16 protein-coding genes are annotated in these 15,724 nt (G+C 29.6%); 14 read left to right on the top strand and 2 right to left on the bottom strand.

What is annotated here, in order from left to right:
- Positions 1-241 precede the first annotated feature (241 nt).
- Complete coding sequence (locus tag E6A48_RS06825) at positions 242-1,009, bottom strand: sulfite exporter TauE/SafE family protein (RefSeq protein WP_219709295.1); 768 nt, start codon at positions 1,007-1,009, stop codon at positions 242-244.
- Positions 1,010-1,208: 199 nt separating this feature from the next.
- Here E6A48_RS06825 and E6A48_RS06830 point away from each other — a divergent pair, with 199 nt between their 5' ends.
- From E6A48_RS06830 to E6A48_RS06895, 14 genes are all read left to right on the top strand, one after another.
- Positions 1,209-1,706, top strand: coding sequence for a GNAT family N-acetyltransferase (locus E6A48_RS06830; RefSeq protein WP_219709296.1), 498 nt, complete (start codon positions 1,209-1,211; stop codon positions 1,704-1,706).
- A 133-nt stretch (positions 1,707-1,839) separates the two neighbouring features.
- The gene (gene fliP, locus E6A48_RS06835) at positions 1,840-2,622 is read left to right on the top strand and encodes a flagellar type III secretion system pore protein FliP (protein ID WP_219709297.1); all 783 of its coding nucleotides are present in this window, start codon (positions 1,840-1,842) and stop codon (positions 2,620-2,622) included.
- Between the two features lie 24 nt (positions 2,623-2,646).
- Positions 2,647-2,916 (top strand): flagellar biosynthesis protein FliQ, encoded by a 270-nt coding sequence (gene fliQ / locus E6A48_RS06840; RefSeq protein ID WP_147730250.1) that lies wholly within the window; start codon positions 2,647-2,649, stop codon positions 2,914-2,916.
- 24 nt (positions 2,917-2,940) lie between these two features.
- Entirely contained in the window at positions 2,941-3,744 is an 804-nt protein-coding gene (gene fliR / locus E6A48_RS06845) for a flagellar biosynthetic protein FliR (protein WP_219709298.1), read from the top strand.
- Entirely contained in the window at positions 3,741-4,955 is a 1,215-nt protein-coding gene (gene flhB, locus E6A48_RS06850; protein WP_219709299.1) for a flagellar biosynthesis protein FlhB, read from the top strand. Before fliR ends, flhB begins: the two co-directional genes overlap by 4 nt.
- Positions 4,956-4,968: 13 nt before the next feature.
- Positions 4,969-7,089 (top strand): flagellar biosynthesis protein FlhA, encoded by a 2,121-nt coding sequence (locus E6A48_RS06855; RefSeq protein ID WP_219709300.1) that lies wholly within the window; start codon positions 4,969-4,971, stop codon positions 7,087-7,089.
- A 42-nt stretch (positions 7,090-7,131) separates the two neighbouring features.
- Entirely contained in the window at positions 7,132-7,305 is a 174-nt protein-coding gene (locus E6A48_RS06860) for a hypothetical protein (RefSeq protein ID WP_013245119.1), read from the top strand.
- 18 nt (positions 7,306-7,323) lie between these two features.
- Positions 7,324-9,138, top strand: a complete 1,815-nt coding sequence (locus E6A48_RS06865) for a flagellar biosynthesis protein FlhF (protein WP_219709301.1) — start codon at positions 7,324-7,326, stop codon at positions 9,136-9,138.
- A 30-nt stretch (positions 9,139-9,168) separates the two neighbouring features.
- The gene (locus E6A48_RS06870; RefSeq protein WP_013245121.1) at positions 9,169-10,047 is read left to right on the top strand and encodes a MinD/ParA family protein; all 879 of its coding nucleotides are present in this window, start codon (positions 9,169-9,171) and stop codon (positions 10,045-10,047) included.
- Between the two features lie 25 nt (positions 10,048-10,072).
- Positions 10,073-10,744 carry a hypothetical protein gene (locus E6A48_RS06875; RefSeq protein ID WP_219709302.1) on the top strand — a complete coding sequence of 224 codons (672 nt, stop codon included), beginning with the start codon at positions 10,073-10,075 and terminating at the stop codon, positions 10,742-10,744.
- Between the two features lie 29 nt (positions 10,745-10,773).
- Positions 10,774-11,586 (top strand): RNA polymerase sigma factor WhiG, encoded by an 813-nt coding sequence (gene whiG, locus E6A48_RS06880; protein ID WP_219709303.1) that lies wholly within the window; start codon positions 10,774-10,776, stop codon positions 11,584-11,586.
- Positions 11,587-11,599: 13 nt separating this feature from the next.
- Complete coding sequence (locus tag E6A48_RS06885; RefSeq protein ID WP_219709304.1) at positions 11,600-13,570, top strand: DUF342 domain-containing protein; 1,971 nt, start codon at positions 11,600-11,602, stop codon at positions 13,568-13,570.
- 15 nt (positions 13,571-13,585) lie between these two features.
- The gene (locus E6A48_RS06890) at positions 13,586-14,563 is read left to right on the top strand and encodes a hypothetical protein (protein WP_219709305.1); all 978 of its coding nucleotides are present in this window, start codon (positions 13,586-13,588) and stop codon (positions 14,561-14,563) included.
- Positions 14,563-15,237, top strand: coding sequence for an HAD hydrolase-like protein (locus E6A48_RS06895; protein WP_219709306.1), 675 nt, complete (start codon positions 14,563-14,565; stop codon positions 15,235-15,237). Before E6A48_RS06890 ends, E6A48_RS06895 begins: the two co-directional genes overlap by 1 nt.
- Here the strand turns inward: E6A48_RS06895 and recO are convergent.
- Positions 15,214-15,724 (bottom strand): DNA repair protein RecO (recO, locus tag E6A48_RS06900; protein WP_219709307.1); only part of this gene is annotated, 511 nt, incomplete at its 5' end. The genes E6A48_RS06895 and recO overlap by 24 nt on opposite strands.

Raw genomic sequence — 15,724 nt, forward strand, 5'->3', positions numbered from 1 at the left:
ACACACCGTGCAGTACCCCACTTTTTTACGACCGTAGGGAGTGCCTGCGGCGTGTCCCAAAGAAGCAAAAGGGCTGCATTTTTTATATAAAAGAGAGTTATTCTATATTTATATATATTCAATATCTAAAATATAAATATTTGCACTTTTTGCAACTTTGACGAAGTCCACACCGTGTAAGGCGGGAAAAAGTTGAATAAAAAACTGCCAAACTTAAAAATCTTCAGTATATACTATATTTCTATTTAATTATATCTAATAAAATTTTTAATGTCGTTAATAGTGATATGCTTACGAATATAGGTTTTATCACTTTTATTCCTTTTTTGATTGCAAACTTAGCACCAAAATATGTTGATGTCATTATAAACGGTATAACGAATACACCTGCCATATAATTAACTTTTCCTTCTATTGCAAATATTATTAATGAACATAAATTACTTGTAAGGTTCAAAGCCTTAGCATTTCCAGAAGCAAGAAGAAAATCCATTTTATAATAAAGCACAAAAAACATTATTAAAAAGCTTCCTGTACCAGGTCCAAATACTGCATCATAAAAACCCAAAAGAAAGGCAAAGAACATTCCTATTATATAGTTTTTAGCTTTGAGATTATTTTCGTCGAATAAGTTTTCTGTGCCGAAAGTTTTTGAGAATAAAGTATAAAGCCCTACTAATAAAATAAGTATCATTATTAAAGGCTGTAACACTTTTGCATCTATAAGCACAATAACCTGAACACCTACAATAGAGCCTAATATTGTCATTGGTATCAAAAACTTTATTAGTTTGGTTGTGAGTTTTCCGTTTTTAAAGAATGTAAAAGCAGAAACTACAGCCCCTGATGTTGAAGTGAGTTTATTTGTGGCTAGGGCGGTGTGCGGAGGAATACCGGCTATTAAATATGCAGGCAAGCTTATAAGACCACCTCCTCCAGCAGCAGCGTCAACAAACCCCGCTATAGAGCAGCCTATAATTACTATAATTAAATTTTCTATACTAAGCATAATAAATAATACCAATATTTTTTTAATTTATTAAGCAAAGATATTATATCTATGATGTTTTTTTGTCAAATGTTTTATATTTGCTTTATATTTTATTTGTTTTTTATTATTTTTTGTTTAAAAAATATTTAATGGTATTTACAAAAACAAAAAAAGAGTTATCATATTAAAGTTTACATAATAAAATTGAAGCTTTAGTATGATTATAAGAGAAGTGCATATAAAAGATGCTAAAAATGTTCTTGATTTTATAAAAAAAGTATCAGATGAAAGTGATTTTTTAATATGTGCATCTGATGAGAGAGAGCTTAGTGTAGAGAAAGAGAGCGAGTTTATACAGACAATAGAGAAATCTGTATTAGAGAAGATGTTTTTGTGCGAGATTGATGAAAAAATAGTTAGTATATGCAGTATTAGAGGTATTAATAAAAAGAGAGTAAAACATAGGGTTAGTTTAGGTATAAGTGTTTTAAAAGAATATTGGGGGCTTGGAATAGCTTCGAAGCTACTTGAATATACAATAAATTATTGCAAGGCTAATGATTTAAAAAAAATAGAGTTGAATGTAAGAGTTGATAATAATAGAGCAATAAGTTTATATAAAAAATTGGGCTTTGAAATAGAGGGAGAGATAAGAAATTTTTTTTATTTGAATGGAGTTTATTATAACTGCTATTTGTTTGGTCTTTTACTATAAATGATAATTTTTTATAGTTTTGTCTAAAAAATAGTTAACATAATACTTGACTTTTTATTGTAATATGATAACTTATATATTAACGGTATAATTCTGATTATATTTAATAAAAAAATTGGAGTATGATAAAAAAATGAAGAAGTTTCTTGCTGTTATTGTTATATTGTGTTTATTTGCTCCGATTACTCTTTTTGCTCAAACACAAATACCTATACCGACAATAGGTTTAAACGTTACACAAGCTCAAACACCTCAGCAAGTTAGCTTAGGTCTCCAAATATTATTCTTGCTTACTATACTTTCACTTTCTCCGTCTATTATAATAATGACTACAAGTTTTGTGAGAGTTTCTATAGTTTTAAGTTTTGTTCAAAGAGCATTGTCATTACAAGAAACACCTCCAAGAGCATTAATAATGGGTCTTTCTTTGTTTTTAACATTTTTTATAATGATGCCAACATTAACTCAGATAAATAATGAAGCACTTCAGCCTTATTTAAACGGTACTATAGGTGTTAATGATTTATACAGCAGAGGAATACAGCCTATAAGAATGTTTATGTTTAACTCTTTAAGAGGCGAAAACGGTATGAAGAGTTTGGATTTGTTCTTGAGTATCAGCGATAGTAATGTTAGATTAAGAGATATTCAATCCGTAGAAGATTTAGCAAAGATTCCAACTATAGTTGTTGTGCCTGCGTTTATCATTAATGAGCTTACTATAGCATTTAAAATGGGTATATATTTATTTGTGCCTTTTATAGTTATAGATTTGGTTGTAGCTTCAATATTAATGGCTATGGGTATGATAATGCTTCCTCCAATTATGATATCATTGCCTTTAAAAATAATATTGTTTGTAGCTGTTGATGGTTGGAAGCTATTAATATTGCAGCTTGTACAAAGTTTTAATTAGGAAATATTGATAAGAGGGTAAATTATGAATGATACTTCTATTATTGTTTTAGTTCAAGAAACTTTATGGACTTTTATGCTTCTTTCAGCTCCTGTTTTGGGAGTTTCTATAATAGTTGGTCTTATTATATCTATAATACAGGCTACTACAAGTATTCAAGAGCAAACTTTAACTTTTGTACCAAAAATGATAGCCATGCTTGCAGTTATATATTTTTTAGCTTCTTGGATGATTAATTATATAAGCGGTTTTACGGTTAGACTTTTTAATATATTGCCTACTATAGCAAGATAATAATAAATACGGAATAATTAGAAGATGGATAATTTTGTTAATTTCTTTCAGATTTACCTTCTCATAATGGTAAGATTTTTGGCTATACTCATAGTAGCTCCTTTGTTTTCTTCTAATGTTATTCCTAATACTATAAAAGCAGGATTAGCATTTATAGCAACAGCAACAATTTTTCCATTGGTAGCAAATACATCAGTGCAAGCAGCTCCTACTTTTTTAGAGTATTTTTTAAGTTTGTTAAATGAAGCATTGATAGGTTTACTAATAGGCTTTTTAATGTCTATAATATTTTTGGCTTTTCAAGTTACAACTAACTTCTTTGAAATACAAATGGGCTTTGGTATATCTGAGGCAGTTGACCCTATAAGCCAAATTACTGTTCCTGTATTAGGTCAGCTTCAGGCTTTAGTTGTAATACTTATATTTATAGCTATAGATGGTCAGAATTGGGTAATAAGAACTTTGTATAATAGTTTTAAAGCTATGCCAGTATTGAGCGATGCTTCAAAGGCTGTGTTTTTAGGTTCTTTTCAGGGTGTGATAGATAGAATGATTTATTATATGAGTTCTATGTTTTCTATTGCTTTATCGCTTGCTTTGCCTATAATGCTTACTTTGTTTTTACTTTCATTAAGTTTAGGGTTACTAGCAAAAGCAGCTCCTCAAATGAATATATTAATGCTTGGTTTCCCTATGCAAATAGCTGTTGGAATTGTTGCATACTATATACTTATTCCTGCATTAATTGCTAATTTTATGAAGATATTGCAAAACACAATTGCAGATATTAATAATTTATTTGTTTTTTTGTCAGGAGGTACAGTATGATAATGCTTGCTTCTTTGATTAAATATTTACAACTAAAAGATTTATTTGTTTCTATAAGGGCTAAACTTTATAGAAAATATTTGCGTTTAACGGGTAGAGGTTTTGCACTAACTTTATTTGCATCTGCTGAAGATGAAGGAAGAACAGAACTTCCTACAGAGAGAAAAAAGAGAAGAGCAAGAGAAGAAGAAGGTCGTGTTGTAAACTCTGTAGAAATTAATCAAACTTTAGTGTTGGGTGTTACTACAGTTTTAATAGCTTTACTTATAGGCTATCTTACTCACACATTATCACAATTTTTTATTGATATTATAAATAGAATTGCCAATGCTGATGCAACAATGACTATGGACGGTTTGCCTGATATATTTATAGAAATAGTTTTATTAATAGCAAAAACAGCTGGTATAATTTTACTTGCAGCATTGATTATTGGTGTTGGAGTAAATTTAGCACAAACACAATTCTTATTTACTACCAAAAAATTAAAACCAAACTTCAAAAGAATAGCACCAACTTGGTCAAATTTTAAAGAGAGAGTTTTTATATCTTCTCAAAACTTAATGAACTTAGCTAAAATACTTTTTAAAATGCTTGTTATTGGCGTATTAACATTTACAACAATAAACGGCAGACGCAATGATTTGTTTAATATGGTTCATATGGAATTAGCACAGGCTATGAATGTATTTTTCTTTATAGTTTTAGAGATGATAGGTAAGGTAATGATATTTATGATAATAGTTGCTGTTGTGGACTATTATTTTCAGAGAAAGCAATATATCAATAGCTTAAAGATGACAAAGCATGAGATGAAAGAAGAGTTCAAAGAAATGGAAGGAGACCCTTTAGTAAAGAATCAGCTTCAAGAAATGGCTAGAAAAATTGTAAGCAGAACAATGCTTAAATCAGTACCAGAGGCAGATGTAATAATCACAAACCCAACACACTTTGCCGTTGCTTTAAAATATCAAAGCGGGGATTATGCTCCTATAGTAACTGCAAAAGGAGTTGATAATATTGCTTTAAAAATAAAAGAGATAGCAAAAGAACATGAAGTAGAAATAGTAGAAAATAAACCTTTAGCCCGTGAGCTTTATTATAATGTGGATATAGGGCAGTATATACCAGAGAAGCTGTTTCATGTTGTGTCAAGAATACTTGGCGAGGTATATAGAATACGTAATGAAAAAATGGCAAGGGCTATATAGGAGGAAATGAAAAGTGGCAACTATTAATAATGCTAAATCACTTTTAGATTCGATAAAATTACCTACAAATCTTAGCAGACACAGCGACATAATGTTTGCTATAGGTGCGGTTATGGTAATAATGATGCTTATTATACCGCTTCCTTCTATGATTTTGGATTTTCTTCTTATCATAAATATAGTTATATCTTTGCTTATACTTCTTATGGTTTTGAGTATAAAGAGTGCTAGTGAGTTTAGTGTATTTCCTTCTGTGCTTTTGGTTATGACAGCATTTAGACTTGCATTAAACGTTTCTACAACAAGAGCAATACTTACACAGGGTGCTAATTTTAATGGTAAGGTTATCACTTCATTTGCTGAGTTTGTAGTTGGAAATAATATAGTTGTGGGTGTTGTAATATTTATCATACTTATAATAGTTCAGTTTGTAGTAATTACTAAGGGTGCTACAAGAGTATCAGAAGTAGCTGCAAGATTTGCATTAGATAGTATGCCTTCAAAGATGATGGCTGTTGAAAGCGAACTTCAGGCTGGAGCTATTACAGATAAAGAAGCAGAAGAGAAGAGAAAAAAGATAAGAGGCGAGAGTGATTTTTATGGTACTATGGACGGTGCTTCAAAGTTTGTTCAGGGTGACGTTATCGCTGGTATTATAATCACTATTATAAATATAGTAGGCGGACTCATAATTGGTATGACAATGAGGGGAGAGCCTTTTGCTCAGGCTGCTGATGCTTATACTCGTTTTACTGTGGGTGATGGTTTGGTAAGTCAGATACCTTCTTTCTTTATGAGTTTTGCTACTGGTTTGCTTGTTACTAGAAGCAGCAGCGAGGATAATTTGTCTACTCAAATTGCTGTACAAGTTTTTGCTAAGCCAAAGAATTTATTTATTGGTGCCGGTTTTGCATTCTTCTTAATGTTCTTACCAGGATTCCCAAAGATAGCATTATTTGTTATAGCATTGGCATTATTTTTAGCAGGTTATGCTCTAAGAAAAGAACAGCAAGAGCTTGGACTTAATGAAGACGGCACTAAAGCAGAAGCTCAGGAACAGCCTCAAAATGGTCCTTTAGATGTTACACCTTTCTTAAAAGTAGAGAAGATAGAATTATCCATTGCTACATCATTAGTGCCTTTAGCATTAGAATCTGAAGGTGGAGATTTAATACATAGAATAACTCAGATTCGTAGAGAGCTTGCTTTGGAGGTTGGGCTTGTAGTTCCTCCTGTTCGTATAGTAGATAATCAGGCTATAGAGCCAGATGAATACACTATAAGCATAAATAATACAGAAATGGCTAGAGGTTTTGTTCGTCCAAACATGCTTCTTGCTTTAAATGCTAATTCTAAAGAAGGTCCTACTCCTGATTGTGAGAGTGTTAAAGACCCTGCTTTTGGTCTTCCTGCTTATTGGATTAGAGTTGCTGAAAAAGACACTGCTGAGAGAAAGAACTTTATGTTGTTTGAGCCTACTGCAGTTATTGCTACACATTTCAGCGAAACAATTAAAAGAAATGCTAATCTTCTTATCGGACGTGAAGAAGTACAGAATATGCTTGACCTTATTAAAGATGATAATAAGGCTCTTGTATCAGAGGTGCTTGCTGCTAAACCTCATAATGAAAGTCCTCTTGGATATATACAAAAAGTATTGCAGAACTTGCTTCAAGAGGAGATACCTATCAGAAACAGTGTTGCTATATTAGAAGGTATTGCTGATGCTATAACAATTATGGGAAGCGAACAAGCTACAGAATTAGTAAGAAGTAGATTAGCTCCTCAAATATCACAGATTATAGCTGATGACCAGAGAAATATAAGAGTTATTACATTGAGTCAGCAGCTTCAAAATAATATAGCTCAAAATTTAGCTGACAGCGGAAATATACAAGGCTCTCAAATGATAGCTATGAGTTTTGAAAGTATGCAGGCTCTTATAAGAAATATAAAAGATGCAGTAAAATTAGTTCAAGAGTCTGGAGTTGATGAAATAGTATTTTTAGTTTCACCTATAATAAGAAGACCTTTGTATCAATTTATTGCTAAAAATATTGGTAAGTATAAAGTGGTGGCAACAACTGAAATCGCACAGGGTTATAATGTGATGGGTGTTGCTAGTATAAAATAAAAATAAATAAGTTTTTAATAAAATATTATTGGAGTAATGATTATGAAAACTATCAAAATCTTTGGTAAAAACAGAGAAGAAATTGAAAAACAGGCTAGGGATAAATATGGTGAAAATTATTTTATTATTAGCATAAGAGAATTAAGCAGAAAAAATATATTTGGTATTATAAAAAAAGAATTTGAAGTATCTATCGGCGTTTTAGAGCAGTATTAATTTTAGGGAGTTATTAAGATGGTTGATATAAGAACAATCAGAGGAAAAGATAAGACCGATGCTTTTGCTAAGGCTAGAGTTGAGTATGGAAGCAATTTTTATATATTGTCTAGTAAAGATATTCAAGTTGGCGGTTTTTTGGGACTTGGAAAAAAGACTGAGCATGAAATTAGAATAATGCTAAATAATTCTATATATGATAAAAAAAATGCTGATAAAGAAATAAATAATAATAATGTGGAAGAAGAAGAGAGCTATAATAATAAATTAAATAGTGATAGAATAGAAATGAATAAGCATAAGACAGAAGTGTTAGATGCTAGTGAAATGGCTGAGAGACTTATTAATCTTAATAATGCTTTGAAAAAATCTGCTCGTGAAAGAAGCGAAAATTTAATGGCTAAAAAGAGTGCTGCTGCTGTAAATATTACTGAAGTTGAAAATGCTGAACTTGTTAATAATAATAAATCTTTTAAGCCTATGCAATTTGAAGAAAGATATGAGGAAAGAAAAGTAAATAATAACTTAAATGATTTTAATGGTAATTATAATTTTGGTATGATGGGCGGTGCTTTATTAAGTGATTCGGATACTTCATATGTTAGAAATACTGCTCATAAAGAAGATGATTATTCAGTATATAATTCTCAATATCAACAAAAAAATAATGTAGATAGTATAGAAGCAAATGTTAAAAGAATTCTTCAAGATCAACTAAAAGATATAGTTAAAGAATATTTAGAAAATAATATTCCAAACATAGATAGAAATAATTTTAACTCCAAGAATTATAATAGAAGAGAAAAAAGTAATAATAGTTTTTATCAAAACAATGATTATGATAGTATATTTCAAAATGAAGAGAGAAGTTTAAAAAATACTATAGAAGAAATAAAGAATTATAGAAGAGAGGATAATCATTTAAACTCTTCCATTAATAAAACTAACTTTAATAATTTTTATCAAGATGATTTTGAAGAAGATAATGATGATAATTCATATCCTAATAAAAATATTATCACTAAAGATTCTTCTGTTACAGATAGTATGGAAGATAGTTTTAATTTCTTAAGACACAGAGAGTTTCCAGAAGAAGTTTTAATTGAATTAAGAGAATATTTACTTACTTCAAGCAATGCAAGATTTTTTCAATCTAAAGATGTTATAAAAGAAGAGATAGAGAGATATTTTTCAAGCAGATTGCTTCTTGCTAATGGAATAGATATAGGTTCTAAAAAGAAAATAGTAGTATTCGTTGGACCTACTGGTGTTGGTAAAACTACTACAATACCTAAAATAGCAGCTCAGTATATGAGATCAGGCAAGAAAGTATCATTTGTAACAATAGATAATTATAGAATAGCAGCAGTTGATCAGCTTCAAAGATATGCTAGTATAATGAAAGTTCCTTTTACTAGTGCTAGTACTCCAGAGGCTTTGAGAGCAGAGATACGCAAATTAGATAGTTCATCTTTACTTTTTATAGACACTATGGGACGTTCGCCTAAGAGTGTTGAAGAGATAGTATCTATGTCTAAATATTTTAATACTGTTGGAAGATTTGATATGGACGTTCAGCTTGTAATGAGTTCTACTGCTAAATATAAAGATGCTCTAAAGATTATGAATGCATTTAAGCCTGCAAACTATAAAGGCATTATTTTAACTAAAGTAGATGAAACTGATTATTTAGCTTCGTCTTTATGTGCTATATCTAAAAGTAAAGTTCCTATCACTTATGTAACTTATGGTCAGGGAGTTCCTAAAGATATTGCTCCTGCTAAAAGATACGCTCACAAGATGATAGAAGGTTTATTTGGAAACGATAGATAAAAAATTAATTATTAGGAATTATAAAATATTATGAAAGATCAAGCAGATGAATTAAGAAAAATGATGGAAGTAAAAGATAAACGTCCTCAGCGTATAATTAGTATAACTAGCGGTAAGGGCGGTGTAGGAAAAACTAATATTGCTATAAATTTGGCTATAGCATTACAACAGCTTGGAAAGAATGTACTTCTAATAGATGCAGATCTTGGGCTTGGTAATGTTAATGTTATATTGGGTACTATACCTGAATATAACTTATACCATGTTATAAAGGGTACTAAGAAGATACATGAGGTGGTACTCGAAACAGAGTATGGTATTAGATATATTGCGGGGGCTTCTGGTTTTTCATCTTTGGCAAATCTATCTAGCAGAGGTTTAACTAAATTAATAAACAGCATGGATTCTTTAAATGATGCTGATATTATTATAATTGATACTGGTGCTGGAATATCTGATAATGTTTTATATTTTTTACTTTCTTCAGATGAGAACATTGTTGTTACTATACCAGAGCCTACAGCTATACTTGATGCTTATGGAGTAATAAAATCTATAGCTCCAGAAAATCCTAAGGCAGATATAAAGATTTTGGTTAATAGAGTAACCAAGGCATCTGAAGGTAAGGATGTTGGAGATAAGATTATAGAGGTTAGTAAGAGATATTTGGATATGGATATTAAATATTTAGGATATGTTCTTGAAGATAAAACTATTGCTTATTCTGTATCTCAGCAGCTTCCTTTTTATCAATATGATAATAAATGTCATGCTTCTATTTCTATACATAATATAGCTAAAAAAATTATTGATATGGAATATGATGAAGAGAAAGATAGCAGAGGGTTATCTGGTTTTATGGAATCGTTGTTTGCCTTTGTTAGTAGAAGAGAGAATAGAATTTATTAAATAATTGAGTTATAGAGGTTTATTTATGAATGAGTATATGGCTAAAGTAAAAAAATATTTTTCTAGCAATTTTGGTAAACTGTCACTTATTATAATGGGTATATCATTTGTACTTACTTTTTTATTTTCTACATTGTTTAGAAATAGAATAGATGTATCTATTATAAGGGCTTTTATATCTACGGTCATTACTGGTATTATATTGTATACTTTGGCTATAGTTTTAAAAAAGTTTTTATCTGATGTTATAGAGTCTTCTGGAGTTTTTGACAATAATATTTCTAATAATGAAGTATCTAACAATAGTGAGGCAGTTAAAGAAAATATAGATGATAATAATACAATAGAAAATAATAATAATTCAGAAACTCCTATTACTGATTCTTTGGAAATGAACAAAATGGATAATAATATTGCTGATAATAATGAATCAGATAATAATCTTATGCCTAGTATTGATAATATAAATATTGATAAAAATAAGAAAGTAGATTATCATAATACAGGCGATATAGGGGACATAATATCTTCCGTTACTAATAATTCTAATACAGAAGATGTAAGCGATTATTTTCCTCTAAAAAAAGAGAGTGCTGATGCAGTTAATTTAGAGAGGGAAGTAAAGGAAGACCCTGAAAAGGTTGCTAAAGCAGTAAGGACTATGCTTGCTAAAGAAGAGAAAAAAGAAAGCAAATAAAATAAAAAAATAAAAAGTAGAGTATCATTATGAAAAAGAATAAGAAAGGCATAATACCAAATATAACAGATGATAATGAACAGGAGTATTGGATTGAGTATAAAAAAACTCTTTCACCTCATATAAAAGAAGCATTAGTAAAAAAATATACTAATTTGGTTAAATATGTGGCTAATCAAATAAACTTTAATATGAAAGCTACACCGGATATAGAATTTGGTGATTTAGAAGGTTATGGTGCTTTAGGTTTAATAGATGCTATAGATAAGTATGACCCAAATAAAGAAGTTAAATTCAAAACTTATGCTACAACAAGAATAAAAGGTTCTATTTATGATGAGCTTAGAAAAATAGATAAACTTCCAAGATCTATAAGAAGAGAGATAAAAGATATAGAAATTGCAAGGGAGTTTTTAGAAAGCAAATTAGGTCGCAATGTGAACTCTCAAGAGATAGCAGATACTATGGGAATACCTTTAAGTAAAATTAACGAAACTATGAGATATTCTATAGAAGCATCTACTACTTCTTTAAGTGAGGTTTGGTATCATGGAGATGATTCTGATGAAATATCTATAATGGATACTTTAAAGGCCAGTGATAAAAATAATCCTGAGTATCTTGCTGAGAGAAAAGATGTACAAAAAAAGATTGTTGAGGCTTTGGATAAATTACCAGAAAAAGAGAGAAGTGTTCTTATACTATATTATTATGAAGAGTTAACTTTAAAAGAGATTGGTAAAGTATTGGATGTATCAGAGAGTAGGGTATCTCAGCTTCATACAAAGGCTGTGCAGCAATTAAGATACAGTCTTTCAGAGATAAAAAAACAATTACTATAGTAGGTGGTTTTTTATGAATGAATTAAAAAGAAAAATTTTACAGAGTGATTTTTACAAAGATATTTATAATAATCAGAATTCGCGTTCTATAGAATTGGAAGTTGAGAATTTGGAAGATGGTATGCATCAGGCTGCTGCTATATTTCAATGTCCTGTATATGAATTATCTTATAAAATTATTAGAGATAGAAGTACAGGAATTCTTAGAAAGCTTCATTCTAATCCTTATTTAATAAGATATACTCATATAAAATATGATAAATCTAGTATTACATATGGTCATACTGTTGATTATTCTACTACTTCTAATATGGAACATAATGACAATGTTGTTATTGATAAAGATACAAGCATAATAGTAAGAGTGAAAAGAGATGGAGTATTTTTAAAAGTTTCTCCTCCTACTGCTGATGGAACTAGAATAGAAGATGTAAAAGCTTTAGAAAAAAAATTAATAGAAGCTGGTATTAAACATTATGATTCTAATTTGGCTAAAGAGGTTTTGCATGAACAAAAAGGTGAATATATAAAAATAGCTGATTGGGACCCTTCAAAATCTGTATATAATGCTAAGATTACATATACTATTACAGAAGATAATATGCAAGCTTATATTACTGTTAGTAAGCCAAACAATGGCGGAAGAGAAATTGACTTGCAAGATGCTAAGGAATTATTAGAAAATAGCGGAATTGTGTTTGGATTAAAAGAAGATAATATTTCAAAGCTTTTGGAAGATGGTACTTTTAATGTTCCAATACTTGCTGCTGAAGGACTTTATCCTAAAATTGGTCAGAATGCTAAAATAGAATATTTAGTTAAGGTTAATAAAGATATTATACCAAAGTATATAGATGAAGATGAGTCTATAGATTATAAAGATTTGAGTATAGTTGAAAATGTATCTGAAGGGCAGAAACTAGCACATAAGATTCCTGCTACTGAGGGAGAGCATGGTATTAATGTTTTAGGTACAAAGATAGAGGCTAAAGATGGTAAAGATATAGATTTAAAAGATATACTTGGGGATAATGTTGTTATAGATGGTGATTATATAGTTGCTGGTATAAATGGACAAGTTTTATTAAAAGGTAAGTTATTAAGTGTTGAGCCTGTATTTGAGGTTTCTGGAGATGTAGGACCTGAGACTGGTAATATTAATTTTATAGGAAGTGTTCTTGTTAAGGGAAGTGTTAGTGATAATTTCTCTATAAAAGCCGAAGGTAATATTGAGGTTAATGGTACTGTTGGTAAATGCGACCTTGAGGCTAAGGGAGATATTATAGTAAAACTTGGTATACAAGGCAATGAAAATAGTTTTGTTAAGGCAGGTGGAGATGTTATTGCTAAGTTTATACAGTTTTCTAATGTTGAATCTGCTAATAATGTTGTGGTTACTGAGGCTATACTTAATTCTAATATAGATGCTGATAACAGAATAATACTTACAGGTAAAAGAGCTTCTGCAAGTGGCGGAGTATTAAGAGCATTGTATGAAGTTAATGGTAAAGTATTGGGTTCTCCTTCTGGAACAAAAACTACTATAGAAACAGGGGTTAGTCCTGCTAAAAGAAGAAATATTGCTGCTATGGATAAAGAAAAAGAAGAACTTGATGTTGCTATAGAAGAGATAGAAAGAAGTATTAAGTCATTGGAACAGGCTGCTAAGGTGAGAAAATTAGACGATGAAAAAACTGAGCAATTACAAAGCTTAAAAGAGCAGCTTGAGCAGGCTAATAGCAGAAGAGAGGAAGTTGTTTTGGGAAGAGAAGCTTTATCACAGCAAATGGAAATAGAAAAAGTAGATTCTACAATAAGTGCTGGTAAAGAAGCATTGGCGGGAGTTAAGCTTATTATAGGAAGTGCTGAATTTGATATTAGACAAACTTATAAGGCTGTTACTTTCTATGAGGATAAAGGTTTGATACAAATTGATAAATATAGAGGTGAGCCTAAAAACGATAATAAGAAGAATGATATTTAATTTGGAGTTTTTATTTTGGCTAATAAATATTTTAATATAAATGATTTTTATAAGACGGCTATAGAATGTGCAATAGATGCTGACCCTAGAGGAAGAGATATTGTAGAAAAAGAGCTTGATATAGTAAAAAAAGATTATGAGGCTATAAAAGATAAAAGAAAAAAAGAGTGCTTTGATAAGGATAATTTATTTAATCCATATGCTGACAGCAGAATATTAAATATTGCAGAAGATAAAGAAATAAAGAAAATATTTTGCGGTATTGATATGCAGACTTCTGAACTTTTGCTTGCTGACAGATTAAATGAAAAAAAAGCCAAGATTGATTTAGTTGTTACTCATCACCCTAATGGTTATGCTTATGCTAAGTTTTATGAAGTAATAGCTATGCAGACTGATAAAAACTATCTTAATGGTGTTAATGTAAATATATCTGAGGCTCTCACTAATAAAAGAATGTATGGAGTAGAGCGTTCTGTTTCTCCTTCTAATCATAATAGAGATGTTACAGCGGCTAAGCTTCTTAATCTTAATTATATGTGTATGCATACATTAGCAGATAATCATGTTGAAACTTTTTTAACTAATCTTATAAAAGAAAAAAATCCTTATAAGCTTTCTGATATATTAGATTTAATTAATGATATTGAAGAATATAAAATATCATCAAAAAATAATAATCCTCCTAAACTTTTTAATGGAAGTGAAAAAAACAGAGCTGGTAAAATTGTTGTAGATATGACTGGAGGAGCTTCTTTTGATATTGGAATGATTTCTGCTTTAGCTAATGCGGGTGTTGGTACTTTGGTTGTGATGCATTTATCTGATAATCATGTAGAAGAGTGTAAAAAATATAATATTAATATTGTTTGTGCTGGGCATATGGCTAGTGATAGTTTGGGGCTTAATTTGCTTTTTAAGGCTATGAAAGAAAAAGCTAAAAAAAGTTTTGAAATACTTCCTGCTTCTGGATATATATTTGTGGAAAGATAATGAAAAGTAAATATAAAAATATTCTATTCGATTTAGATGGTACTATTACAGATTCTGCTAATGGTATTACAAATGCTGTTAAATATGGCATAAAAAAAATGTCTGAGATTTATCCTGAGTTAAATATTGTTTTACCTGAAGATGATATTTTAAGAAAGTTTATCGGACCTCCTCTTGATATTAGCTTTAAGAAATATATTTATGATAATCAAGATAAGGCAATGGAGTTTATAAAATATTACAGAGAAGATTATAATGGAAATGATGGGCTTTTTAATTGCACACTTTATGACGGTATATATGATTTAATAAAAACTTTATATAACAATAATTTTAATACCTATTTAGCAACTGCAAAGCCTTTAGAATCAGCTGTTAGAATAATAAAGCATTTTGATTTGGATAAATATTTTACTAATATGTATGGGGCTATTTTTGGGGGAGCTATAAAAAATAAACTTGATGTTTTAAAAGAGGCTTTTCTTAAAGAAAACTTTAATAAAAATGAAACTATTATGATTGGCGACAGAATAGATGATATAGAAGCTTCTAAAAATATGGGGTTTGACTCTATAGCTGTGAGATATGGTTTTGGAAATGATGAAGAGTTTAGAGATGCCACATATATAGTAAATAATACTAAAGAGATTTTAGATATTATTATCACTAAATAAAATTTCTTCTAATACTTTTAAGCTTTTTAATTCTCTATGTATATGATTGTATATTGATTTTTGTAATATATCTCTTATTGTTGTTATTGAATTATTATAAAACTTTATTATATCATTATTTTTTATTATATCGAGCATAGAAGAATGTTTTATTAGTTTCATGAATGCTATATCATTATAATCTAATTCCATAGCATCTTTTATATTTATTTTACAATTACTGCAAACTAAGCCGCCTTCATTAATAGAATAATAATTTGCATCTTCTCTTTCGCATAATACACAATTATCTAACAAAGGAGAGAGTCCTGCTATATAAAGCAATTTTATTTCAAAGGCTCTCAATAATATATTTATATAATATTTTAAATTATTTTTATTTTGTTTTTCATTTTCTTCTAATGCATATAATGTTTTATCCATTAAAATAAAATATCTCTCATCAAAATCTTTTGCAAAATAGAGTAATAATTCTCTTATATAAAAT

The organism is Brachyspira pilosicoli (genome assembly GCF_019402445.1).
Classification (GTDB): domain Bacteria; phylum Spirochaetota; class Brachyspiria; order Brachyspirales; family Brachyspiraceae; genus Brachyspira; species Brachyspira pilosicoli_B.